The organism is Pseudomonas quercus, from assembly GCF_012033695.1.
Lineage (GTDB): Bacteria > Pseudomonadota > Gammaproteobacteria > Pseudomonadales > Pseudomonadaceae > Aquipseudomonas > Aquipseudomonas quercus.
On record NZ_JAAVJI010000013.1, the window covers coordinates 85338 to 109276 of the forward strand.

The 23939-nt window shown below is 57.7% G+C and carries 19 protein-coding genes and 1 pseudogene; 11 read left to right on the forward strand and 9 right to left on the reverse strand.

What is annotated here, in order from left to right:
• Positions 1–182: 182 nt before the first annotated feature.
• Positions 183–1988 carry a phenylacyl-CoA dehydrogenase gene (locus HBH25_RS18560; RefSeq protein ID WP_168085423.1) on the reverse strand — a complete coding sequence of 602 codons (1806 nt, stop codon included), beginning with the start codon at positions 1986–1988 and terminating at the stop codon, positions 183–185.
• A gap of 489 nt (positions 1989–2477) precedes the next feature.
• Here HBH25_RS18560 and HBH25_RS18565 point away from each other — a divergent pair, with 489 nt between their 5' ends.
• From HBH25_RS18565 to HBH25_RS18585, 5 genes and pseudogenes are all read left to right on the forward strand, one after another.
• On the forward strand, positions 2478–3974 hold the full coding sequence (locus HBH25_RS18565; protein WP_168085424.1) for an MFS transporter: 1497 nt from the start codon (positions 2478–2480) through the stop codon (positions 3972–3974).
• A gap of 180 nt (positions 3975–4154) precedes the next feature.
• Positions 4155–5133 (forward strand): annotated as a pseudogene (locus tag HBH25_RS18570) (IS30 family transposase).
• Positions 5134–5625: 492 nt separating this feature from the next.
• Positions 5626–6645: a TauD/TfdA family dioxygenase gene (locus HBH25_RS23605; protein WP_168085425.1), complete on the forward strand. Its 1020-nt coding sequence runs from the start codon at positions 5626–5628 to the stop codon at positions 6643–6645.
• Positions 6602–7864 carry an amidohydrolase family protein gene (locus HBH25_RS18580; RefSeq protein WP_229631968.1) on the forward strand — a complete coding sequence of 421 codons (1263 nt, stop codon included), beginning with the start codon at positions 6602–6604 and terminating at the stop codon, positions 7862–7864. The genes HBH25_RS23605 and HBH25_RS18580 overlap by 44 nt, the downstream gene beginning before the upstream one ends.
• Positions 7865–7889: 25 nt before the next feature.
• Complete coding sequence (locus tag HBH25_RS18585; RefSeq protein WP_168085426.1) at positions 7890–8828, forward strand: hypothetical protein; 939 nt, start codon at positions 7890–7892, stop codon at positions 8826–8828.
• 8 nt (positions 8829–8836) lie between these two features.
• On the opposite strand, the gene HBH25_RS18590 is transcribed toward HBH25_RS18585, so the two are convergent.
• From HBH25_RS18590 to bioB, 6 genes are all read right to left on the reverse strand, one after another.
• Positions 8837–9127, reverse strand: coding sequence for a pyrroloquinoline quinone biosynthesis protein PqqE (locus HBH25_RS18590; protein ID WP_168085427.1), 291 nt, complete (start codon positions 9125–9127; stop codon positions 8837–8839).
• Positions 9128–9195: 68 nt separating this feature from the next.
• Positions 9196–9876, reverse strand: a complete 681-nt coding sequence (gene bioD / locus HBH25_RS18595; protein WP_168085428.1) for a dethiobiotin synthase — start codon at positions 9874–9876, stop codon at positions 9196–9198.
• A gap of 13 nt (positions 9877–9889) precedes the next feature.
• The gene (bioC, locus tag HBH25_RS18600) at positions 9890–10684 is read right to left on the reverse strand and encodes a malonyl-ACP O-methyltransferase BioC (RefSeq protein WP_168085429.1); all 795 of its coding nucleotides are present in this window, start codon (positions 10682–10684) and stop codon (positions 9890–9892) included.
• Positions 10677–11387, reverse strand: coding sequence for an alpha/beta fold hydrolase (locus tag HBH25_RS18605; RefSeq protein WP_168085430.1), 711 nt, complete (start codon positions 11385–11387; stop codon positions 10677–10679). The genes bioC and HBH25_RS18605 overlap by 8 nt, the downstream gene beginning before the upstream one ends.
• Complete coding sequence (gene bioF, locus HBH25_RS18610; RefSeq protein WP_168085467.1) at positions 11380–12567, reverse strand: 8-amino-7-oxononanoate synthase; 1188 nt, start codon at positions 12565–12567, stop codon at positions 11380–11382. Before bioF ends, HBH25_RS18605 begins: the two co-directional genes overlap by 8 nt.
• Before the next feature lie 4 nt (positions 12568–12571).
• Positions 12572–13630: a biotin synthase BioB gene (gene bioB / locus HBH25_RS18615; protein ID WP_168085431.1), complete on the reverse strand. Its 1059-nt coding sequence runs from the start codon at positions 13628–13630 to the stop codon at positions 12572–12574.
• Positions 13631–13713: 83 nt separating this feature from the next.
• Between bioB and HBH25_RS18620 the strand changes: the two genes are divergently transcribed.
• From HBH25_RS18620 to rarD, 5 genes are all read left to right on the forward strand, one after another.
• Positions 13714–14451, forward strand: coding sequence for a ComFC family protein (locus HBH25_RS18620; RefSeq protein WP_168085432.1), 738 nt, complete (start codon positions 13714–13716; stop codon positions 14449–14451).
• Between the two features lie 52 nt (positions 14452–14503).
• Positions 14504–15262, forward strand: coding sequence for a TOBE domain-containing protein (locus HBH25_RS18625; RefSeq protein WP_168085433.1), 759 nt, complete (start codon positions 14504–14506; stop codon positions 15260–15262).
• A 116-nt stretch (positions 15263–15378) separates the two neighbouring features.
• Positions 15379–17283, forward strand: a complete 1905-nt coding sequence (locus HBH25_RS18630) for a PhoX family protein (RefSeq protein ID WP_168085434.1) — start codon at positions 15379–15381, stop codon at positions 17281–17283.
• 51 nt (positions 17284–17334) lie between these two features.
• Entirely contained in the window at positions 17335–18309 is a 975-nt protein-coding gene (locus HBH25_RS18635; RefSeq protein WP_168085435.1) for a serine/threonine protein kinase, read from the forward strand.
• A gap of 35 nt (positions 18310–18344) precedes the next feature.
• The gene (gene rarD / locus HBH25_RS18640; protein WP_168085436.1) at positions 18345–19232 is read left to right on the forward strand and encodes an EamA family transporter RarD; all 888 of its coding nucleotides are present in this window, start codon (positions 18345–18347) and stop codon (positions 19230–19232) included.
• Between the two features lie 213 nt (positions 19233–19445).
• On the opposite strand, the gene HBH25_RS18645 is transcribed toward rarD, so the two are convergent.
• Positions 19446–19964 (reverse strand): glycine cleavage system transcriptional repressor, encoded by a 519-nt coding sequence (locus HBH25_RS18645; protein WP_168085437.1) that lies wholly within the window; start codon positions 19962–19964, stop codon positions 19446–19448.
• 181 nt (positions 19965–20145) lie between these two features.
• On the opposite strand from HBH25_RS18645, the gene HBH25_RS18650 reads away from it, so the two are divergent.
• Positions 20146–22320 carry a malate synthase G gene (locus HBH25_RS18650; RefSeq protein WP_168085438.1) on the forward strand — a complete coding sequence of 725 codons (2175 nt, stop codon included), beginning with the start codon at positions 20146–20148 and terminating at the stop codon, positions 22318–22320.
• A gap of 70 nt (positions 22321–22390) precedes the next feature.
• On the opposite strand, the gene HBH25_RS18655 is transcribed toward HBH25_RS18650, so the two are convergent.
• Positions 22391–23743 carry an OprD family porin gene (locus tag HBH25_RS18655; RefSeq protein WP_168085439.1) on the reverse strand — a complete coding sequence of 451 codons (1353 nt, stop codon included), beginning with the start codon at positions 23741–23743 and terminating at the stop codon, positions 22391–22393.
• Positions 23744–23939: the final 196 nt, after the last annotated feature.

Below are 23939 nucleotides of genomic sequence, written 5' to 3' on the forward strand. Positions count from 1 at the left end.
GCATTGTGCCTCTATTTTTATCGGCCGTGCCTCAAAAAGAATGAGGCCTCTATCAAAGGTCGGAGCAAAACTGTGTGCAATGGTTTTATACAACTCAAGCCTAGCGGAATGAACGGTGCCGCACAGGCAATAAAAAAGCCGCTACCGGTTGAGGGTAGCGGCTTGGGTTGCAGCGTGCGCGATCAGTAACCCATATCGAAAATCGCTTCGTCCATCGCCATCAAGTTGCTAGCGCCCGACAGCATGGCTGCCACATGGGTACGGGTACGGGGCAGAATGCGCTGGAAGTAGAAGCGCGCGGTGTGCAGCTTGGCCGTATAGAACGCCTCTTCCGAAGTGCCCTCGGCCAGCTTGGCGGCTGCAACGCGCGCCATGTCGGCCCAGAAGTACGCCAGGCAGGCGTAACCGGAATACATCACGTAATCCACCGAGGCGGCGCCGACTTCTTCCCGGTCCTTCATGGCAGCCATGCCTACTTTCATGGTCAGCTCGCCCCACTCTTTGTTCAGCTGCGCCAGCGGAGCAACGAATTCAGCGACGGCGGCATTGCCTTCCTGGGCCTGGCAGAACTTGTGCACGATCTTGGTGAAGCCTTTCAAGGCCTCGCCCTGGGTCATCAAGACCTTACGCCCCAAAAGGTCCAGCGCCTGAACACCTGTGGTGCCTTCGTACAGCATGGCGATACGGGCGTCGCGCACGTTCTGTTCCATGCCCCACTCGGCGATAAAGCCATGGCCGCCGTATACCTGAACGCCATGGTTGGCGGCTTCGAAGCCCACTTCGGTCATGAAGGCTTTGGCGATAGGCGTCATGAAGGCCAGCAGCCCATCGGCACGTTTCTTCTCTTCGTCGTCCTGGCTGTACTTGAGGGTATCCACCAGCTTGGCCGTGAAGTACACCATGGCGCGGTTACCTTCGGCGAAGGCCTTCATGGTGAGCAGCATGCGGCGTACGTCAGGGTGCACGATGATCGGGTCGGCGGCCTTGTCTGGTGCCTTGGGGCCGGTCAGCGAGCGCATCTGCAAGCGGTCACGGGCGTATTTCAAGCCACCCTGAAACGCCAGTTCAGCATGGGCCAGGCCTTGCAGCGCGGTCCCCAGGCGGGCGGTGTTCATAAAGGTGAACATGCAGTTCAGCCCTTTGTTCGCCGGGCCGATCAGGTAGCCGGTGGCGCCATCGAAGTTCATCACACAGGTGGCATTGCCATGGATGCCCATCTTGTGTTCGAGCGAACCGCAGCTTACACCGTTGCGCTCGCCTACACCGCCTTCGGCATTGGGCAGGAACTTGGGCACGATGAACAGGGAAATGCCTTTGGTACCGGCCGGTGCATCAGGCAGGCGTGCCAGCACGATGTGGACGATGTTGTCTGCCATGTCGTGTTCGCCGGCAGAAATGAAGATCTTGGTGCCGCTGACCTTGTAGCTGCCATCAGCCTGTGGCTCGGCGCGAGTACGCAGCATGCCCAGGTCGGTACCGCAATGCGGTTCGGTCAGGCACATGGTGCCTGTCCACTCGCCGGACACCAGCTTGGTGAGGTAGGCGTCCTGCTGCTCAGGGGTGCCGTGCGCCGAAATGGTATTCATGGCGCCATGGGACAGGCCAGGGTACATGCCCCAGGACCAGTTGGCGGTGCCCACCAGTTCACTGATGGCAAGACCAAGGGATTCCGGCAGACCCTGGCCACCATGCTCTACATCGTGGGCCAGGCTTGGCCAGCCGCCTTCAACGAACTGTTGATAGGCCTCTTTGAAGCCGGTAGGCGTTTTCACACCGCTTTCAGACCACGTACAGCCTTCGAGGTCACCCACACGGTTCAGCGGCGCCAGCACCTGTTCGGCGAATTTGGCGCCCTCTTCAAGAATGGCATCGACCATGTCCGGTGTAGCGTCCTGGCAACCGGGCAGGCTTTGGTAGTGGGCTTCATAGCCAAGCAACTCATCGCGAACGAAGCGAATGTCGCGCAAGGGCGCCTTGAAATCGGGCATGTCGAAAACCTCTGTGCTGAATCCGGTGGGGTGAACCGCAAATAATCGACTCATCCACCCACGGCGGACGCGTCAAACAGGTGTTTGAAACATACGTTTATGGTTGCAAGGTTGTCAAGAGGTGACCCACGACCGCCAATCGGCGGCCAACAGCGTCGCAGCCTTCGCAGTGCACAGGGCCAGAGACGATTATCCATAGGGCTCAGGTGCGTTCTGTGGCAGCTCTGGAGGTATAAGTTACTGAAGGCAGACATAAATACTGTTTAGGTAATATCCCCTACAGCGTTGAGACTATCTTCCTACGCAACTTTTCCCTTGCGCTCGATGCCACCCATCCTTTTAATACCACAAGCACTAACGCAGCCATATTGACCCATTTAAAGCTAAGTTCGCATTGTCTTTAAATTCGAAATAACCCTGAATTCGTCTTGGGCGGGCGTGGACGCTCCCCCTATATGGAATTCGAAGCCTAGTGGCAAGGAGAATTTTATGCCAAACAATCCTCGGCGCTGGCTTGTACTGGCCGCACTGTCTTTTGCGCTACTGTTAGTCGCGATCGATATGACCGTTCTCTATATTGCGCTTCCGACTCTCACCTTTGCTCTAGATGCGTCCACTAATGAAAAGTTGTGGATCGTTAATATGTATCCGTTGGTTGTGGCCGGCTTGCTATTAGGGGCGGGCACCCTTGGTGACAGAGTGGGGCACCAACGACTCTTTGTTGGAGGCCTGACGATTTTCGGTTTGGCCTCGTTACTGGCAGCCTTCTCACCCAGCGCGCCATTTCTTATTGTTGCCAGGGCCGCACTGGGCATTGGCGCAGCAGCCATGATGCCGGCAACCTTAGCGATCATCAGCCTGACTTTCAAAGATGAGCGCGAACGCTCCATAGCCATCGGGGTTTGGACCGCAGTTGCCTCGGGAGGGGCGGCGCTGGGGCCTGTGATTGGCGGAGCTCTGCTCGAGCATTTCTGGTGGGGCTCGGTCTTTCTGATCAACATACCGATTGTCGTGATGACTCTGCTCCTGTCATTGCGGCTGATTGACAATGCCCCCCAGCCAAATGCCGGGCCTTGGGATCTGCTAGGTTCGTTGCAGGCCATGGTGTGCCTGATCAGTTTCGCCTACTTGATCAAGGAGTTTGCAAAGCCTGCGCCCTCGTTTATAGCGGCAGTAATGGCCTTGCTCATTTGTATTTGCTGTGCCTGGCTTTTCCTTCAAGGTCAGCGTAAGCGGGGCTATCCGCTGATCGACATGACTATTTTTCGCAATGCGGCGTTGTCTTCGGCGGTGCTGGCGAGCTTGGCTGCGGCTGGCTGCCTGATGGGAATCAACCTGGTATTAAGTCAGCGCCTGCAACTCGTGCTGGGCATGTCGCCTTTGCAAACCGGCCTCTACTTCGTACCGCTTTCAGTAGGTGCAATCGTGGCCGGTCCGCTCAGCGGATGGATGCTTCCCCATATACGCTGTGATCGATTTTTGATCATGGCGTTGCTTATCTATGCCGGCGCCATTGCGTTGTTCATGTACAGCTTCAATCATTCCATTGTGATGCAAGCCATTATGTTGTTTGCGATGGGCGCTTGCGTTGGTGCCAGCATGACCGGGGCATCCAACACCATCATGTCAAGCGCACCCCCTGAAAGAGCCGGCATGGCGGCTTCTGTCGAAGAGATCTCGTATGAGCTGGGCGGTGGCTTGGGTATAGCCATTTTTGGCACGCTGATGTCTTTGATGTATAGCGCGAGCATGGTGGTACCGGGGGGCACAGCCGATTCTGGTCCGCTGGCTGATGGCATAGATCGCGCCCTGGCTGCCTCGCAAACACTGGCGCCCGATGTAGCGGAGCGCGTAGCAAACAATGCTCGATTTGCCTTCGAGCAAGCTGTTCACTGGGTAATGCTTGCTGCAATAGGGATACTTGTAATCAGCGCTGTACTGGTATGGATGAATTTCCGTCGAAGCCCTTCCTCGACCGCTAATTAAAAAACCAATCCGTTTTTTATTTTTTAATTCCAACTGAGCACTGCTCAGGAGATGTTCATGCATCTATTATTAGGACAGATATACGATTCGTTAACTTCCTGTGATTTGGAGCATCTGTTTGTTGGCGAGCTCATCATACCCAGCGATCGACTAGTACCTGATTTCTTGCGGTCCGCGATCATGCCCCTGCAGGGTTTCTCGCTGCGTACCATAGCCGCCGTGCTGAGGCGCCATCCCAGTATGCTTAGCCGAGAAGTGCGCCGCCAACCTGATCCAGGTTATTACGATGCCACCGTTGCCGGAGCAGGGCTCGCACCTTAAAGCATGTACTGCGGCGCAGGAAAATCCTCGCGCCCGAGTCTGAGTTGTTCCAGGTAGTACGCAGCCTGTTGGCCAAAGGCTGGTCTGCACAACAGATTGCCGCCAAATTCAAGGATTACTGGCCGGCTAATCCCGAGCGGCATGTGAGTCACGAAACCATTTATCAGAAGATTTATGCGTACCCTCGCGGCGAACTCGAGCGACGGCTCATTGGCTATTTGCGCTAGGACAAAGGTAAACGACGTACGCGAACCCAGAGTCCGACACGGCGCGAACGCTACCCTGTGGAGCAAAATATCCGCAATCGGCCTGAAGAGGTGGAGGAGCGCAGAGTGCCGAGGCCCCGGTGTGCCGGCCCAGTGGGAAAGCGATTTGATCATGGGGGTGAACAATCGCTCGGCGGTGGCCACGGTGGTGGAGCGCACAAGCCGGTTCGTGATTTTAGCAAAGCTTGATGCGCCTACGGCAGATGCTGCGCTGGAAGAGATGACACGAGAGCTGTCCCGTATGGCGCCAGCGCGGCTCAAGACCATGACGCATGATCAGGGTAGCGAAATGGCCAGGCACGCCGAGCTGACGGCGCTTACCGAGATGAACATCTACTTTGCTGACCCGCACTGCCCTTTGGCAGCTTGGCAGTAAAGAAATACGAATGGCTGATGGCCAGTACTTGCCCAAGGACAAAGACCTTTCTCAGGTGACTCAAGCGCGTCTGAATCAAATCGCAGACCTGCTGGATACCCGACCACGGCAAACACTGGGATGGAAACTCCATGTAGAGGTGCTGACGAAGCATTTACAGCTGCTGGCGGCAAATAGGCTGAACACAGTTGACTGACTGTTGCACTTGAAACCTGAGGCCGCCCTATCTTATTGTAAAAAGCGCTATGGGTATAGAGCACTGTAGCTTGCCAACGGCGCTAATGACGCATAGCAACCAAGTTTACCTGTATGGTTAGATCGAAAAGATCTTTTAAGCAGGAATGGTCTAAAACTCCAACCTGCTAATCTTCAAACAAATTTTAGCCTTAATTAATTTTCTAACCGTCATACATGGAAATTTCCTACACAACATTTCCCTTGCGCGGGTATTCAAACATGTCCCACTATTCATCCAACTTGAGACGCTACCTCGTAGCGACCAAATCTGTAGCTATCAAAAGAAAAGGACAACTCTCCATGCAATGAGCCCCGCGTCAAGATTTTAGAGATCTAAAATCTTATCTATTTTCAAGAAAACCGAACGGCATGATTAGATGGGCCACTATCAAAAAAACTATACTGAGCAACTGCCAAGCTATCGCAAACGTTCAATCGGGGAAAATTAACTGTGAGCAAAATATGCAAGAAAATAAATATTTTCAGGCTAACTGATCAAGAAAGAGAAAGTATCCGCAATAGTTTATCAAATATTGTTTACCAACCTGATGGAGAAGACGACTACATCTATAAGATCCGCTCTCTTGCTTACCGCGAGCTACCACAACGACTGATAAGAAAATTGGAAACCCTCAAAGAAAACGACGCATCTTACTGCATATTCGAAAATATTCCTACTGATCAGGTAATCGGCAGTCCGCAAGAAGATGCAGATAGTCTGGATTTTAAAAAGGGCTATCTTTCAGAGAACATCCTGGTAGCTTTCGGTTCTCTTATTGCGGAACCCTACTCTATAGCACATGAAGGCTCAAAACTTGTAAATAATCTAATCCCACACCGAGAAATGATGGCTACGTATACAGGTTGCGGCTCAAGAGCTGAGCTGGACTTACATATAGAAAACGCTAGTCAGATTTATGACACGTGCGGTGATACATCGCCATTAGCGCTGTTGTTAAATGGAGTAAGAAGGGATCCAAATGGTCTAGGACCAAAAACATGGATTGCCGACTCGAGAAAAGCATTAAAATCGCTCAACGAAGAAGATATCGAAATACTCTACGGAAAAAATTTTATAATCCGAAAGCCTTATCGATGGAGAGCAAATGCGGCTCAACCTAAAGAAAACTTATTACACTCCATACTCAGCGGCCCAATTTTGTATCCAAGAGTCACTGCCGCATTTTACCCAAACATGGTAACTCCAGTAGGCAAAGACGCAATGATATCTTACGAAAAATTTTACAAAGCACTAAAACAGATATCAGTCCCGATAGATATTGCTCCTGGAATTTTGGTCTTCATAAATAATAGATTTACGCTGCACTCACGTGACAGTTTTACACCCAGCTATGATGAAAATGGCGGAGCCTATCGATGGATTCAGCGGTTATTTATAACAAACAATCTTTGGAATTTCCGCGCTTATGCTAAATGTGGAGCGCGCATTTTTCAACCTGCTAAGTATTAAGTCTTTCAAAGGAGCATCCATGCCTAGTACTGGCCCGTATATTTCGATCATCCATAATATAGGAACATTTTTGACTGGCGATCTTCAGACCCCCATTATCGAAGCCAATACAATTGTGTGCACTAATGGAGTAATTTCATACATTGGCCAGAGTGAAGATATAGATTTCTCACAAGCCAACTTAGTTATTAATGCTAAAAAAACGACAATCATGCCCGGTCTTATCGACAATCATACTCATCCAACCCTAGGCGAATTTAGTCCGCGTTCTGGCAACCATAACTGGATATGGCATTCATTGCAGGGAGGTGTAACCACAATGATCTCTGCCGGGGAGGTTCACGTACCTGGACTTCCCACAGACAAGGTTGGGACGATAGCAATGGCTATCGCTACTCAACGCTCCTTCTCCCGTGCCCGTCCTTCTGGAGTAAAAATGGAGGCCGGCGCTCCTCTACTTGTAGAGGATTTTATGGAAGAAGATTTTTCATTGATGAGTATTCATGGAATACGCCAGCTGGGGGAAGTAGGAATTGGCCCTGTAAAATCTGCACGCAAAGCTGCGGAGCTAGTAAAACTTTCTCGAAAACATGGCATTACCTCAATTACTCACACAGGCGGCCCATCAATTTCCACTTCGAAAAAAATGGGCGCCAATGAAATTTTAGAAATTGCACCTGACATCATTGGCCATATTAATGGAGGCTATACTGCACTTGCCCCTAGGGAAATCCGATGCCTTTGCGAAGGGTGCCTAGGCGCATTGGAAATTGTCCATAACGGCAATGAATTTGCTGCAGTTACAACCTTAAACTATGCTCGAGAGCTAAATCAGCTTGACCGAATAGTTATTGGCACAGATTCTCCTGCAGGAAGTGGAATACCTGCTCTTGGCATGCTTAGAACCGTCGCCTTGCTAAGCAGCTTTGGAGGTGTGCCATCAGAAAAAGTGATTTGCTTTGCCACAGGAAATACTGCACATGTTCGAAAACTTAACCGAGGGATTCTTGCCGTAGGTAAGGAAGCGGATATCTTGATAGCTTGTGCACCCCTTGGTGGTGCTGAGCCTAATGTACTAGGCAGTCTTAACAATGGTGACATTCCAAGTATTACAGCGATTCTTATCGATGGCCGCCTTATTATAAGGCAGTCAAAAAACTCACCACCACCTTCAGTCAGTCCAGAAATAACTCTAAATAGAGATACTTTCTATATATAATTAGCACTCAACTGAGAGCACATGCATGCGCAGATTTTTCCTCGAAATAAATCGTAGGGGACCTACCGTCCTTGCCCTAGGATGTGTGCTTGGATTGGCCGCACCCTATATTGCAGAAACATTCAGACCACTAATGCCTGCAATGGTGTTCATATTTATTCTTGGCACATTTTTGCGCATTGACAATTCCGAAGTGCTCAATGCGATAAAAAATATTAAGGTGTCAATAATACTACCTGCCATACTAGTTTTCATAACCCCTTATATTTTTGGTATTGGCATATACGGCTTTACAGAAAACCAAGAGCTATCTCTCGCCATAGCAATAGCCGCTGCAGCTCCGCCAGCAAGTGGAAATGCAGCAGTGGCACGTATGTTAGGACTTAGCCCATCTATATCAGTAGTTATTTCACTGTGTTCAATGGCTATTACACCTATAACTGCCCCTTTCATACTTTATATCTTTGGCGACAGTCTTCCCCTTTCTATCAACCCCTTAGACCTTGCAACAAGCTTATTATTATTAATCTGTAGTGCAGAAGGATTAGCGGTACTGATACGCCGCTTCTCGCATGACCTTGTTTCAAACCATGGCACTGCTATTGACGGCATAGTAGTTACAGCTCTTTTTATTTTTGCGATAGGCACCATGGCAGGCATGCAGAAAATTATCATGGCCGATCCAAAAAATGCGTTCACCCTGATAGCAATTGCTTACGGTATAAATTTAACATCACAGATAATTACTGGATACCTATACCCAGGGCCATTAACATTAAAAATGACTGTGGCGCTTAACGCCGGCAATAGAAATATTGGACTGATGTGGTCAGCTCTTGGCACTAGCCTTCCGCCTACAATGATACTGTATTTTGCCTGCTGCCAACTTCCCATCCATACCATGCCCAAGATACTTCAATTTGCCCTGCCGAGGATTAGGCATATATATAGATCCAAGGCTTAGTCTAAACCTCAGGCATAGGTATCGATCATGGACCCCAACGCCCGGTCGGACGCCTTCTCCACTTTCGCACCCGCCTCTACCTGTAACACCGCCTGGGTCATTTGCACGTTCAAGGCGGCCAGGCTGGTCTGCTGGCTCTCGTCCACAGCATCGAGGCGTTGCGCCTGGTAGCCAGTGGACTGGGCCAGGTTGCTGCTGTGGTTGGCGATACCGGCCACTTGAAGCGCGGCGTTATCGAACCGGGTAGAGGCTGCCTGGATGATACTCAGGCCCGAGGTGAGCGAAGACGAGATATTCATGGCAATGTCCATGCTTGGCTATTGGCCATCAGTGTACGCCGTTGCGCAATGCCGTAAAGGCACGTTGGTCAGGCCAGTTGACCAAGCGCCAAATGGTCGGCCACTGCCGCTGCGCTCGCGGTAGGCAAATACGGCACTTGCCCCAGGCAGGGTGCCGCCAGCCGTTCAGTAAGGGTGGCCAGGTTGGCCTCCAGCCGTGAGGTATGCGGGTCGATGATATTGGCGACCCACCCCGCCAGGGTCAGGCCGTCTTGCGCGATGGCTTCAGCCGTGAGCACCGCATGGTTGATGCACCCAAGGCGCACCCCCACCACCAGAATGACCGGCAGGCCCAAGGCGATGGCCAGGTCCGACAGGTTGCCTTGGCCAGACAACGGCACGCGCCAGCCGCCCGCCCCTTCGATCAGCGTGAACTCGGCCTGCTGAGCCAGGATGTGCTGCATGGGCGCCAGCAAGGCTTGCATGGTCAGTGGCACCTGGGCTTCATGGGCCGCGATATGGGGCGCAATGGCAGGCTCGAACGCGATGGGGTTGATCGCTTCATAGGGCAGCACAAGGGTGCTTTCGGCCATCAGCGCCAACGCATCGCTGTTGCGAAGGCCCGCCGAGGACTGCTCGCAGCCAGAAGCCACTGGCTTGGCCCCCAAGGTGCTCAGGCCTTCACGCTGCGCGGCCTGCAGCAGCCCGGCCGAAATAGTGGTTTTGCCGACTTCAGTGTCGGTGCCCGCGACAAAATAGGCGTGGTTCATGGTCTTGGACGCTTCACTGTTTATTCAGCACGCCATACACCACCTGGTAGGTAGCGGGCAGGCCCGTGGGTTGGCGGAAGGTTTCATAGGCCGCCATCATGGCGGTCAGGCGTGCGCGCCCGGTCAACCCACCCGGCCTTCCGGGGTTCAGGTTGTGGGCGCCCAGTGCCTTGAGTTCGTGGGTAAGGCTGCGCACGTCTGGGTAATGAAGCACCCGAGGGCGACAGACCAGCGTCTGCACCTGCAGGCCGCTGTTGGCACACGCTTGCTGGTAATCCTCGAAGCGACGGAAGCGGTTCACGTGCACCTGGCCATCGGCGGCTTCCCAGCTCTGCCGTAGCTCGCCCAGGGTGCCGGTGCACAGGCTGGCAAAGGCGAACCGCCCGCCGGTGGTCAGTACCCGGCTAGCTTCGGCCAATACTTGGGCAAAGTCGTCGCACCATTGCAGGGCCAGGCTGCTGAACATCAGATCTACGCTGCCGGCCTTCAAGGGCAGGTGTTCCGCATCACCCGCCACATGCCAAGCGGCCCCGCCCTGGCTGCGTGCGTAGCGGAGCATACCTTCGGCGATATCGACGGCCACGCCCCTTGCCGCGGGCCAGTGCTGGGCCAGGGCACGGCTGAAATGGCCCGTGCCGCTGCCCAGGTCTAGCCACTGGCCAGGAGGCTCTATGCCTTCGAGCAAGGCGAGCAGGTGATCGCCCACGTCGCGCTGCAACCCCGCCACGCTGTCATAGGTAGGTGCTGCGCGTGAGAATGAAGCGGCGACTTGACGCTTGTTCGGCAATGCTGAAGTCGGCTCATGCATGGGTAGGCGCCTCGATAAAGGCGGCTGCCATGGCGGCGAGCGCGTCGGGCGATTCGAGCACAAACGCGTGGCTGCCTTCCCTCTCCGTCACCTGTGCATGGGGCGCCAATTGAGCAAGTGCGGCCGCAGTGCCCACGGGCACCAAGGCATCGCGTGTGGCAAATACATGCAGTTGGGGCAGCGCCAAAGCCGCTATGGCGTCCCGATTGTCGAGTGCAGCCAGCAGGGCCAGGCCTTCAGGGGTGGCATGGCGAGTGTCGGCCAGCAGTGGCTTGATCAACCCACGGCCAGCCTGGCTGCCTTGTACACACAGCAAACCGAAACGCTTGAGGGTTCCGGTGGGGTCTGCTTCGCACTGCCCCGCAAAGGCTGTGTACGTCTCCAATGCCATTGCAGCCGGCCAGCCCTCACGGGTGATGAAAGACGCGTTGCTGGCGAAGGTGATAACGCCAGGGCATGCCTGGCCACGGCGTGCAGCCAGCGCCACGGCCAGCATGCCACCCAGCGACCAGCCCAATAGCCAGGCGCCCGGTGGCAGGCTTTGGTCGAGAACATTCAGGGCGGTTTCAAGGTCGCCGCTGTTGGGCAGCGGCGCGACCGTTACACTGGCCTGAGGCCTGGCGGTGCCTAGCGCCTGAACTAAAGGCGCCACGGCGGCAGGCCCCAAGCCCCAGCCCGGGAGCACGGCAAGGGTTTCACTCATCGGTCGGCTCCAGCGCCAGGCAGTCTGCCAGGCCTTGAAGTAGGCGGGAAACCTGCGCCTCGGTATGGGCAGCGGACAAGGTCACCCGTAGGCGCGCGCTACCCACCGGCACAGTAGGCGGGCGGATGGCGGTCACCAGCAAGCCTTGCTCACGCAACCGCCGGGACCACGCCATGGCCCGCTCACTGCTGCCCAGCACGATAGGCTGGATGGGTGTATGGCTGGGCATCAGGTCCAGGCCCAGTGCCTGGGCACCCTTACGGAATTGCTGCACCAAGGCCGCCAGGTGATCACGCCGCCAGCCTTCGTTACGCACCAGTTCCAGGCTTTTCAAGGTGGCGCAGGCCAATGCAGGCGGTTGGCTGGTGGTGTAAATGTAGGGCCGTGCGAATTGCACTAGGTAGTCGATCAAGGCTTCGCTGCCCGCCACGAATGCACCGGCGGTGCCGAAGGCTTTGCCCAAGGTACCCACCAGCACCGGCACCTCGTCCCCCCCTAGGTTGAAGTGCTCCACCACACCACCGCCCTGCGCACCCATAACCCCGACACCATGGGCATCGTCCACCATCAGCCAAGCGTTTCGTGCCTTGGCTTCGCGGGCCAGGGCAGGCAGGTCGGCAACGTCGCCGTCCATGCTGAACACGCCGTCCGTCACCACCAGCGTGGCCCCAGTGGAGGGCGCCTTGCCCAGCCGCGTGGCCAGGCTGGCAGGGTCGTTGTGCAAGTAGCGGGAGAAACGCGCGCCACTCAGCAGGCCGGCATCCAACAGCGAGGCATGGTTGAGGCGATCTTCCAGTACGGAATCGCCCTGCCCTACCAAGGCGGTGACTGCTGCCAGGTTCGCCATGTAGCCGGTGGAAAACAGCAGCGCCCGCGGCCGCCCGGTGAGGTCAGCCAACGCTTCTTCAAGGGCATGGTGGGGCGTGCTATGGCCTATCACCAAGTGAGAAGCACCACCGCCTACACCCCAGCGCTCGGCGCCGTTGCGCCAGGCCTGGATCACCTCAGGGTGGTTGGCCAAGCCCAGGTAATCGTTGTTGCAGAACGCCAGCAGGGGCGTACCGTCTACGACAACCTCCGGCCCTTGAGGGCTGTCGAGCAAAGGGCGCTGGCGATACAAGCTGTTGGCGCGCCGCTCGGCCAACCGGGTGGTCAGGCGCGCCTGAAGGTCAACGGCCATGAAGTCAGGCAGTCGCCGCGTCGTAGAACAGCTCACCACTGCGCTGCTCCACCAAGGCCTGCTCGATGGCCGCCTGGTGTACCTCGTCGTCGTGTTCTTCCCGAGCTTCGGGGCGGATGCCCAGGCGCGCGAACAGCATCATGTCCTTGTCGGCCTGGGGGTTGGCCGTGGTCAATAGCTTGTCACCGTAGAAGATGGAGTTGGCGCCGGCCATGAAGGCCAGGGCCTGCATCTGCTCGTTCATCTGCTCACGCCCAGCGGACAGCCGCACATGGGACTGAGGCATGAGAATACGGGCCACGGCCAGCATGCGGATGAAGTCGAAAGGGTCGATGTCTTCGGCATTGGCCAACGGCGTGCCCGCGACCTTCACCAACATGTTGATAGGCACGGACTCCGGGTGCTCTGGCAAGTTGGCCAGTTGAATGAGCAGCCCGGCGCGGTCGTCCAGGGACTCACCCATGCCCAGAATGCCGCCGGAGCAGATCTTCATGCCAGCGTCACGCACATACGCCAGGGTTTGCAGGCGCTCGCTGTAGGTGCGGGTGGTGATGATGCTGCCGTAGAACTCCGGCGAGGTGTCCAGGTTGTGGTTGTAGTAGTCCAGGCCAGCATCGGCCAGGGCCAGGGTCTGTTCCTGGTCCAGGCGGCCCAGGGTCATGCAGGTTTCCAGGCCCATGGCTTTTACACCTTTGACCATTTCCAGCACGTAGGGCATGTCCTTGGCAGAAGGGTGCTTCCAGGCCGCACCCATGCAGAAGCGGGTAGACCCAATGGCCTTGGCACGGGCAGCTTCTTCCAGCACCTTCTGCACTTCCAGCAGCTTTTCCTTTTCCAGGCCTGTGTTGTAGTGGCCGGACTGCGGGCAGTACTTGCAATCCTCCGGGCAGGCGCCGGTCTTGATGGACAGCAGCGTGGACACCTGTACTTCGTTGGGGTTGAAGTGCGCCCGGTGAACGCTCATGGCCTGGAACAGCAGGTCATTGAACGGCTGGGTAAACAAGGCCTTTACTTCGGCCAGGGTCCAATCATGACGCAGCGGGCTGTGCAGGCTGGCGCTCATCGGGGGTTCCTTGTTCTATGCTGGGTAACCGGCACGAAGGTGCCGGTGATCACGGTATGGAACAAATGGTCAAGGAAGGCCTTATGCGCTGTCAACCGCTTCACGACCTGTTGGTCGACATATGCTCAAAATTTAACCAAACCTGTACGTTCTGTGGTGGGGCCTCAGACAACGCCTACGCCCTGTGCAGTGGTTGCGAAGGCGACCTGCCTTGGGCTGGCCTTGCCTGTGTCCACTGCGCATTGCCCTTGGTATTCGACGGCCCAACCTGCCCTGCCTGCCAATGGCTGCCACCGCCCTTCGAGCGTGTCGAAGCGCCCTGGACGTACAACTTCCCACTCGATACGGCCATCAACCGCTTCAAGCACCGCGGGGACCGGCCCCTGGGTCGTTTGCTGGCAGAGCGGTTAAGTGCCTTTCTGGCCTACCGTTTCGACGAAGGCCTGCCGCGGCCGGCACACCTGTTGCCAGTGCCCATGGCGCCAAACCGCTTGCGGGCACGTGGCTTCAACCAAGCCCGGCTGCTGACGCAGTGGCTGGCCAAGGGGTTGGGCATCCCTGCCGCGTTCACTACCGTGTTGCGCGTGCGGGAAACGCCGTCGCAGCAGGGGCTGGACCTGGCCGCACGCCAACGTAACCTGCAGGGCGCCTTTGCCTTGGCACCGGGCGCCAGGGTGGCGGGCCAGCACCTGGCGCTGGTGGACGATGTGATGACTACTGGCGCTACGGCTCACGCCTTGGCCACCGTGTTGAAGCAAGCCGGTGCGCAACGGGTCGATGTGTATTGCCTTGCACGCACACCTTTACCTGCTGGCGCTTGACGGGAAAAGCAGCGACAGCGCAAGGTCGTCTTTTTGCCTGCGTACCTGTGCCATGTCGCTGCCTACGGTCTTGTCCCATTACCTTACCCATCGCCCGCAACGCATTGCCCTGCTGGCCCATATCAATGAGCAGGGCTCCATCACCCGTGCGGCCAAGGCTGCAGGGCTGAGTTACAAAGCGACCTGGGACGCCATCGCCGAGCTGAACAACCTCACGCTGCATCCACTGGTAGAGCGCAGCGTAGGCGGCCGAGGGGGCGGTGGCGCACGGCTGAGCGAAGAAGGCCTGCGAGTACTGCGGCTGTATCAGCGTTTGCAGGCCTTACATGCCCAACTACTGGGCGCTGCCCAAGACAACGCTGACCTGGACCTGCTTGGCCGCTTGATGCTGCACACCAGCGCACGTAACCAGTTGGCCGCTACCGTGGCGAGCATCGAACACGCCGGGATCAACGATATGGTCCACCTGGACCTCGGCGGTGGTCTGTCCCTGCGGGCGGCCATTACCCATGACAGCACTGACCGGCTGAAGCTGGTGGCAGGCGCACCGGTGGTTGCCCTGATGAAAGCCGGCTGGCTGACCGTGCACGCCTTGGGCGAGGCGATACCGGACACGGCCAATGCCCTGACAGCAACGGTCGAAGCCTTGGAGCTGGCCGCGCCTGGCCCTGGCGAGGTGCGCTTGAACCTGAGCAATGGGCAAACCCTGTGTGCACTGGTGGATAACCCGCGTTTGGCTGGGCTTGAGAGAGATACAACCGTGACCGTAAGCTTCGATCCGGGGTCCGTACTGCTGGGTCGCCCGCTTTAGAAACCTATGTGCAGGCTATTGCCCAAGCCTGCATAAAGCCGCCGCCCAGGCGCAACGTCACAAAACCTTCATGGCGCCTGTTTAACGTGGCTGGCTGGACCGCCGAGAGCCTTGCCATGGAACAGTACCAAGACGATCAACAACCCACTGACCTTGAACGCTACGTTGGCCTGAGCCGGCGACGCTTCATTGGCGCAGGTGCCCTGTGCGGCGCTGCGATGTTCATGGGCGGTAGCCTGCTGACACGCAGCACGCTGGCCCAGGCCGTGGAGGCGGCCAATAGCCCGCTGCTCGGCTTTGACGCCGTCGCAGCCGCCACGGCCGACACCGTTACCCTGCCGCCCGGCTACCAGGCGCAGGTACTGATCAGCTGGGGCCAGCCTCTGCATGCCCACAGCCCAGCGTTCGACCCCAGTGGCCGGGCCGATGCCGAGGCCCACGCCTTGCAGTTTGGCGACAACAACGACGGCATGAGCTTCTTCCCCTTCCCGGACGATCCCGAGCGGGCACTGATGGCCATCAACAACGAATACACCAACTACCGCTACCTGTATGAGCACGGCGGCATGCCGTTGTCGGCCGCTGAGGTCCACAAGGCGCTGGCCGTGGAAGGCGTTTCAGTGATTGAAGTACGCCGGCAGGGTGGCCAATGGCAGTTCGTTCAGGGGTCTCCCTACAACCGCCGTATCCATGGCAACAGCCCGTTGCGCTTCAGCGGCCCCGCTGCAGGCCACGCGCTGCTGCAGACCAAGGCGGACCCCAAGGGCCTCGACGTGCTGGGTACTTTCCAGAATTGCGCCAACGGCAAAACACCCTGGGGCACCTACCTCACGTGCGAAGAAAACTTCACCGACTGCTTTGGCTGCACCCAAGCCAACCAGCCCCTGGATGCTGCGCAGAAGCGCTATGGCCTGACGCCAGCCAGCAAGGACATCAACTGGCACCCCCACGATGAGCGCTTCGACGTGTCGCGCACCCCCAACGAGCTGAACCGCCATGGCTGGGTGGTGGAAATCGACCCCTTCGATCCAAAGTCAGTGCCGGTCAAGCGTACGGCCCTGGGCCGTTTCAAGCACGAAAACGCTGCCCTGGCGCAAACCCGCGAAGGCCATGCCGTGGTGTACATGGGCGACGACGAGCGCGGCGAGTTCATCTACAAGTTCATCAGCCGCGACCGTATCGACCACGCCAACCCCAAAGCCAATCGCGACCTGCTGGACCACGGCACCTTGTATGTAGCGCGTTTCGATGGGGGCGACGGCCACCCGGACCACCCCAAAGGCACCGGCGAGTGGGTGGCGCTCACCCATGGCCAGGGCGGGCTGGATGCAGCCGCTGGCTTTGCCAGCCAGGCCGAGGTACTGATTCATGCGCGCCTTGCCGCTACCCAGCTCAAAGCAACCCGCATGGACCGCCCTGAATGGATCGTAGTGAGCCCGCTCGATGGGCAGGTGTATTGCACGCTCACCAACAACATCAAACGGGGCGAAGACGGCCAACCCGTGGGCGGGCCAAACCCTCGCGAGAAAAATGTGTACGGGCAGATCCTGCGCTGGAAGCCTCAGGCCGATGACCATGGCGCCCTTGCCTTCGAGTGGGACCTGTTCGTGGTGGCTGGCAACCCGGCCGTCCATGCCGGCTCGCCCAAGCGCGGCTCTTCCAACGTCACGGCGCAGAACATGTTCAACAGCCCAGACGGGTTAGGCTTCGATGCCGCCGGCCGCCTGTGGATACTGACCGATGGCGACATGAGCAACACCGGTGACTTTGCCGGCATGGGCAATAACCAGATGCTGGCGGCTGACCCGGCCACGGGAGAGATTCGCCGCTTCATGGTAGGCCCGGTGGGCTGCGAGGTCACAGGTATTGCGTTTACGCCGGACTACCGCACGCTGTTCGTGGGCATTCAGCACCCCGGTGAAACCGGTGGCTCAACCTTCCCGGAACACCTGCCCAATGGCAAGCCACGCTCCTCGGTCATGGCCATCACCCGAGCGGACGGCGGGCTGATAGGCGCATGAAGCCCGCGTGGGTGCGCTACCATGTGAGGCCAGGCGCACCCAGGAGCTGTAATGTCCCACCCATTCGATACACTCACCCCAGACCGGGTACTCGATGCCATTGAAAGCATCGGGTACCTGAGTGATGCCCGCGTACTCGCCCTCAACAGCTACGAGAACCGTGTGTATCAGGTAGGGATTGAAGGCGCCGAGCCGCTGATCGCCAAGTTCTACCGCCCTGGCCGCTGGACCAACGAAGCCATTCTAGAGGAGCACGCCTTTACAGCCGAACTGGCCGACTGTGAAGTGCCCGTAGTAGCCCCCTTGGTGCGCGATGGCGTAAGCCTGTTCGAACACGGCGACTTCCGTTTTGCCCTGTTTCCACGCCGTGGCGGCCGGGCACCAGAGCCGGGCAACCTTGACCAGCTGTACCGCTTGGGGCAGTTGCTGGGCCGCTTGCACGCCGTAGGCGCAAGCCGCCCTTTCCAGCACCGTGAAACGCTGGCAGTGGATAACTTTGGCGATGCCTCCCTGGCCACCTTGCTGGAGGGAGGCTTTATCCCCAAAAGCCTGCTACCGGCCTACTCATCCGTGGCCAAAGACCTGCTGGACCGTATAAAGGCTATTTACGCCACTACCCGGTTCAACAGCCTGCGCCTGCATGGTGACTGCCACCCCGGCAACATCATGTGCCGGGACGAGGTGTATCACCTGGTAGACCTGGATGACTGCCGCACTGGCCCAGCCGTTCAGGACCTGTGGATGATGCTGGCCGGCGACCGGCAGGAGCGCTTGGGCCAGCTGTCCGAGCTGATGGACGGCTACAACGAATTCCATGAGTTCGACCCGCGTGAGCTGGCCTTGATCGAGCCTTTGCGCGCCCTGCGCTTGCTGCACTACAGTGCCTGGCTGGCCCGTCGCTGGGACGACCCGGCCTTCCCCCACAGCTTCCCCTGGTTTGGAAGCGAGCGGTACTGGGGCGACCAGGTACTGGCACTGCGTGAACAGATCTCAGCGCTCAATGAAGAGCCCCTGCGTTTGTTCTGATATTGATCCTCTTACAAGAATAGAAAGGACGCACCATGCAAACCGCCAACCCGCGACGCGGGTATGTTCTCGGCCTGATTGCCTACGGCCTGTGGGGCCTGTTCCCCATTTACTTCAAGGCCCTGCAAAGTGTTCCCGCGATGGAAATCATCGTACAGCGTGTGCTGTGGTCTGCCGTGTTTGCGGTACTTACCCTTCTGGTGTGGAAACATCCAGGCTGGTGGAAAGCCCTTGTGGATAACCCCAAGCGGTTCCTGATCCTGATGTGCAGCGGGTCGTTGATCGCTGGCAACTGGCTGGTGTACGTGTGGGCCGTGAACAACGGTCGCATGCTGGAAGCCAGCCTGGGCTACTACATCAACCCGTTGGTGAACGTGCTGCTGGGCATGCTGTTGCTGGGTGAGCGCCTGCGACGGTTGCAATGGATCGCCGTTGGCCTGGCCGTGATTGGCGTTGCGCAGCAATTGTGGCGGGTAGGCAGCTTGCCGTGGGTGTCGCTGGCACTGGCCTTAAGCTTCGCCTTCTACGGGCTGATTCGTAAAAAGGCGCCTGTGGCGGCGTTGCCGGGGCTGCTGGTAGAAACATGGCTGCTGTTGCCCTTGGCGCTGGGCTGGCTGCTGTTTCATGGGGATGCCATGACAGCTCAGGCAGCGTTCTGGCCAACGCCCGTAGGGCTGCTGCTGATTGCAGCCGGGCCGGTCACGCTGGTACCGCTGCTGTGCTTTACGGCAGCAGCCCGGGACCTGCCTTACGCCACGCTGGGTTTTCTGCAATACATGGCCCCTACGCTGGTGCTGGCACTGGCGGTGACGTTCTATGGCGAGCATTTGAGCACCGCCAACCTGATCGCCTTTGGGTTTATCTGGATGGCACTGGCGGTGTACAGCGTGGATGTGTGGCAGGTGCTGCGTCGAAATCGCTGATCACTTTTTAACCAGCTCTCTCAAACGCCTGCGCTGCATGGCCTGTGGACAGGTTTCCCAAGCTTATCCACAGCCCAGTCCACTTAGGGTGTGCACAACACCAAAACTATTGTGCGTTTTTTGATCAATCCTCTGCAGGCCTCGAATTACGTGCTCTGTAGAGGATACCCCCCAGCTTATCCACAGCTACGCGCAAGGTTTGTATGCATAACTTCAGAGGTCCTGGCGCAGGCTCAGGTCTACCATCATTTCATCCGCCAAGGTTTCCAAGGTTTCTTGCAAGGCGTCCAGCGTCAGGGCCTCCGGAACGGTCAATTGCGCCTCGGCATTGAACAACAGCTCATTGGTCATAGGCGCAGGCGACACGTCTGTGGATAAGCGCTCCACGTTAACGCCGCGGGCAGCGAGCACGCGGGAGATATCCCGCACAATGCCAGGCCGGTCGTTGGCCGTCAGGTGAAGGGTCACACGCTTCAAGGCTTGCGCCTGCACGCTGCTGCTCTGGTCCACCAGCACGCGGATGCCGTATTCGCCCAGCCCTTCCAACGCCTGGACCAATGCCGGGCGATCAGCAGCAGGCACCTCAACCCGCAGGATGCCTGCGAACTGGCCAGCCATGCGCGCCATACGGCTTTCCAGCCAGTTGCCATGGTGCTCTGCCACGCAATGCGCGATACGTTCCACATGCCCGGCCTTGTCCTGCGCCAACACGGTCAACACCAGTTGTTCCATGGTACTTCTCCCCCTGAAGTGAACAGGTAGTATAGGCGGCACCACCGAAGCCGTTAACGCAACGGTTTTCTGACTGGCCAGTCCGGTTTTCCCTATAGCACCGGCTCATGTAGTATCCAAAAAAATCACTACATACCTATATTCCACCGCCCCGACCACCCTTAGCCAAAGCGAGCGCGCAATGACCGATTACGTCAAGGTAGGTGACCTTCAGGTTGCCAAGGTACTGCTGGATTTCGTGAACAACGAAGCCATTCCAGGCAGCGGCGTGGCTGCTGACACGTTCTGGGCCGGGGCAGGCAGGCTGATCCACGCGCTCAGTGAAAAAAATCGCGCACTGCTTGAACGCCGCGATGCACTCCAGGCCCGTATCGATGGCTGGCACCGTGACCACAAGGGCACGCCCCATGATGCGGCGGCCTATAAACGTTTTTTGAAAGACATCGGTTACCTGCTGGAAGCGCCAGCCCACGTCCAGGCCACCACTACAGGCGTGGATGACGAGATCGCCCGGCTGGCCGGGCCCCAGCTGGTGGTACCGGTCATGAATGCCAGGTTCGCACTCAACGCGTCCAACGCGCGTTGGGGCTCCCTGTACGATGCCCTGTACGGCACCGATGCGATCAGCGAAGCGGACGGTGCCGAAAAAGGCAGCGGCTACAACCCGGTACGTGGCAAAAAAGTAGTGGCCTTCGCCAAAGCGTTCCTGGACCAGGCAGCCCCCTTGGCAGCGGGTAGCCATGCCCATGCAACCGGCTATGGCATTCAGCACGGGGCCTTGGTGGTAACACTTGAAAACGGCGAAACCACTGGCCTGGCCAACCCCGAACAGTTCGTAGGCTTTCAGGGGGCCGCCCAGGCGCCTACCGGGCTGCTGCTCCAACACAACCGTTTGCATGCCGAGATCCAGATCGACCCGCACAGCCCCATTGGCCAAACCGACGCAGCCGGTGTAAAGGACGTGCTGGTCGAAGCGGCGCTCACCACCATCATGGACTGCGAAGACTCGGTCGCCGCCGTGGACGCCGATGACAAGGTGGTGGTGTACCGTAACTGGCTGGGCCTGATGAAGGGCGACCTGGCCGAACAGGTGAGCAAGCAGGGCACAACCTTTACCCGCACGATGAACCCGGACCGCGTTTACCAGGCCCCAGGCGGTGGCGAACTGACCCTGCACGGGCGCTCGCTGCTGTTCATACGCAACGTGGGCCACCTGATGACCATTGATGCCGTGCTGGACCGCGATGGCCGTGAAGTGCCCGAGGGCATTCTGGACGCGCTGTTTACCAGCCTGGCGGCCACCCACGACCTTAAAGGCCATGGCCCTCGGCGCAACAGCCGTACCGGCTCGGTGTACATCGTCAAACCCAAAATGCACGGCCCTGATGAAGTAGCCTTTGCCAACGAGCTGTTTGCCGGTGTGGAAAACGTGCTGGGCCTGCCAACGAACACGCTGAAAATGGGCATCATGGACGAGGAACGGCGCACCACCGTGAACCTCAAGGCCTGCATCCAGGCGGCGCGCGAGCGCGTGGTGTTTATCAATACCGGTTTCCTGGACCGCACCGGTGATGAAATCCATACCTCGATGGAAGCTGGCGCCGTGGTGCGCAAGGCCCAGATGAAGGCACAGCCCTGGATTGCAGCCTACGAGAACTGGAACGTGGATACAGGGCTGGCGTGTGGCCTGCAGGGCCGGGCGCAGATCGGCAAGGGGATGTGGGCCATGCCCGACCTGATGGCCGCCATGCTGGAGCAGAAGATCGCCCACCCCCTGGCAGGTGCCAACACCGCCTGGGTGCCCTCGCCTACCGCTGCGGCCTTGCATGCGCTGCATTACCACCAGGTAGACGTGTTCGCCCGCCAGGCCGAGCTGGCCACGCGTGAGCCTGCTGCGCTGGATGACATTCTGAGCATTCCCCTGGCGCCGGACACCCACTGGTCAGCCGATGAAATCCGCAACGAGCTCGACAACAACGCCCAGGGCATTCTGGGGTATGTAGTGCGCTGGATCGATCAGGGGGTGGGGTGTTCCAAGGTACCGGACATCAATGACATCGGCCTGATGGAGGACCGTGCCACGCTGCGCATCTCAAGCCAATTGCTGGCTAACTGGCTGCGCCATGGGGTAGTGAGTGAAGCTCAGGTGGTGGAAAGCCTGACGCGGATGGCCGCAGTGGTGGACCGGCAGAATGCCAATGACACGGTGTACAAACCGATGGCACCCAACCTGGACACCAACATCGCGTTCCAGGCAGCGCTGGAGCTGGTACTGCAAGGTGCCCGGCAACCCAATGGCTACACAGAGCCGGTGTTGCACCGCCGCCGCCGTGAGTTCAAGGCGGCGAACCGGTAATAGCTGGGGTTGAAACTGTGTAACTAAGTTGGCGCCGTTTTCGCAAACGGCGCCAGCGCTTACTTCCTACTTACAGCAACGGCAGGGTGTAGCTGACGATCAGGCGGTTCTGGTCTTGATCGTAGTCGCTAGCAGCCCCCGTACGGAACATGCCGTTACGCCAGCCGAAGCCCACACCTTTGAAAGTGCCGCCCTGGACCACATAGTCCACAGCAACATCGCGCTCCCATTCCTTGGTATCGCCACCAGTGACCGCTTCGATACCTGTACCTTTCAGGTAAGTAACCGAGGCGGTGAGGCCAGGCACGCCTACTTCGCTGAAGTTATACGCGTACTGGGCAAAGCGAGTTTGCTCACCCGCACGGGTGAACTGGCCGATCAGGCGATCGGTGAACAAGTAGAGGCTGGCGCCGCCAGCGCCCTCACTCACACGGCGATCATTGACCAGACCGCCTTGGTTCAGCTGAACGAAGTTGCTGTTGTCCGACACGCTCTGGTAACCGCCAGTGAACGAGTGGCCGCCCAGGCTGTAGGTGAAGATGGCACTCCAGGTGTCGTTGTCGATCTTGCCGTTGGTGCCGTTGCTGTAGCCGCCTGTTTTGTAACCTGCAAGGCGACCGGCTGCCGAATCGTTTTCGCCATCTGCGTCGGTCTTGAAGTAGCGCAAGTCGGTCTTGAAGGACGAGTCCTTGCTGATCGGGTACACGTGTACCAGGCCAGCGAAGTGCTGCTTGTAAAAATCTTCCAGGTTGGCGTAGTAGTACTGAAGGGTCAGTTGGTCGTTGACAGTGTAGTCACCACCGCCGAACCAGAATTCATTGCTGTCCTGGGTGGAATTGGCTACGCCCATGCCCGTGCGGTTGGTCGAAGCGCGGCCAACTACCTGCTCCAACCGGCCGGCCACCAGCTTGAGGTGGTCGATTTCATTGGAGGTGATCATGCCGCCTTGGAAGGTCTGCGGCAGCAGGCGGCCATCGTTGGATACCAGGATCGGCAGCTTGGGCTGAAGGTTGCCGTAGCGCACTTCGGTCTTGGAGAAACGCATTTTCCCGGTCACGCCAGCGCGAGTCCATGAATCATCCGCGTCGCCATTGGACTCAGACGGGATCATGGTGCTGCCTTGGTGGCGGCCAGCACCACTGTCCAAGGTCAAGCCCAACAGTGCTTGAGCATCCAGACCAAAACCAACCGTACCGTCAGTAAAGCCAGACTTGTAATCCAGCACAAAACCTTGGCCCCATTCGGCTATCTTGCTGCCCGCCGAAGGTGTTTGGTCACGATAATCGTTGTTGAAGTAGAAGTTACGCATCGCCAGCGTAGCTTTGCTGTCCTTGATGAAATCAGCATATGCCAACGAGGGCAGGCAAAGGCCCGCGCCAATCGCTGCCAGTGCGCTAAGCGTGGCGGTGTTTTTGATGGTCATTTGGTGCTCCCCGTTGTGTTTCTAATTTTTTCGGGAGCATAGATAACAGGCGGATTAGACCCTTGCAACGGTGTATTGCAGGGTGTGTAACAAAAAATTTAGTAAAAACTGTCAATTTTACCGGCGGTTTGCTGTCCGATGCCTTCGGCCTGAGCGGGCAGGCAACCTAACATATTGATAAAAAAAGGATTTACTG

What these genes read in the sequence shown, in the direction of transcription:
- HBH25_RS18585 (WP_168085426.1), top strand. Translation starts at nt 7,890, where the DNA reads ATGCGCAGATTTTTCCTCGAAATAAATCGTAGGGGACCTACCGTCCTT.
- HBH25_RS18580 (WP_229631968.1), top strand. Translation starts at nt 6,602, where the DNA reads ATGCTAAATGTGGAGCGCGCATTTTTCAACCTGCTAAGTATTAAGTCT.
- bioC (WP_168085429.1), bottom strand. Translation starts at nt 10,684, where the DNA reads ATGCATGAGCCGACTTCAGCATTGCCGAACAAGCGTCAAGTCGCCGCT.
- HBH25_RS18645 (WP_168085437.1), bottom strand. Translation starts at nt 19,964, where the DNA reads ATGGAACAACTGGTGTTGACCGTGTTGGCGCAGGACAAGGCCGGGCAT.
- HBH25_RS18560 (WP_168085423.1), bottom strand. Translation starts at nt 1,988, where the DNA reads ATGCCCGATTTCAAGGCGCCCTTGCGCGACATTCGCTTCGTTCGCGAT.
- HBH25_RS18650 (WP_168085438.1), top strand. Translation starts at nt 20,146, where the DNA reads ATGACCGATTACGTCAAGGTAGGTGACCTTCAGGTTGCCAAGGTACTG.
- rarD (WP_168085436.1), top strand. Translation starts at nt 18,345, where the DNA reads ATGCAAACCGCCAACCCGCGACGCGGGTATGTTCTCGGCCTGATTGCC.
- HBH25_RS18625 (WP_168085433.1), top strand. Translation starts at nt 14,504, where the DNA reads ATGTCGCTGCCTACGGTCTTGTCCCATTACCTTACCCATCGCCCGCAA.
- HBH25_RS18590 (WP_168085427.1), bottom strand. Translation starts at nt 9,127, where the DNA reads ATGAATATCTCGTCTTCGCTCACCTCGGGCCTGAGTATCATCCAGGCA.
- HBH25_RS18655 (WP_168085439.1), bottom strand. Translation starts at nt 23,743, where the DNA reads ATGACCATCAAAAACACCGCCACGCTTAGCGCACTGGCAGCGATTGGC.
- HBH25_RS18630 (WP_168085434.1), top strand. Translation starts at nt 15,379, where the DNA reads ATGGAACAGTACCAAGACGATCAACAACCCACTGACCTTGAACGCTAC.
- bioF (WP_168085467.1), bottom strand. Translation starts at nt 12,567, where the DNA reads ATGGCCGTTGACCTTCAGGCGCGCCTGACCACCCGGTTGGCCGAGCGG.
- HBH25_RS18635 (WP_168085435.1), top strand. Translation starts at nt 17,335, where the DNA reads ATGTCCCACCCATTCGATACACTCACCCCAGACCGGGTACTCGATGCC.
- HBH25_RS18565 (WP_168085424.1), top strand. Translation starts at nt 2,478, where the DNA reads ATGCCAAACAATCCTCGGCGCTGGCTTGTACTGGCCGCACTGTCTTTT.
- HBH25_RS18605 (WP_168085430.1), bottom strand. Translation starts at nt 11,387, where the DNA reads ATGAGTGAAACCCTTGCCGTGCTCCCGGGCTGGGGCTTGGGGCCTGCC.
- bioD (WP_168085428.1), bottom strand. Translation starts at nt 9,876, where the DNA reads ATGAACCACGCCTATTTTGTCGCGGGCACCGACACTGAAGTCGGCAAA.
- bioB (WP_168085431.1), bottom strand. Translation starts at nt 13,630, where the DNA reads ATGAGCGCCAGCCTGCACAGCCCGCTGCGTCATGATTGGACCCTGGCC.
- HBH25_RS18620 (WP_168085432.1), top strand. Translation starts at nt 13,714, where the DNA reads ATGCGCTGTCAACCGCTTCACGACCTGTTGGTCGACATATGCTCAAAA.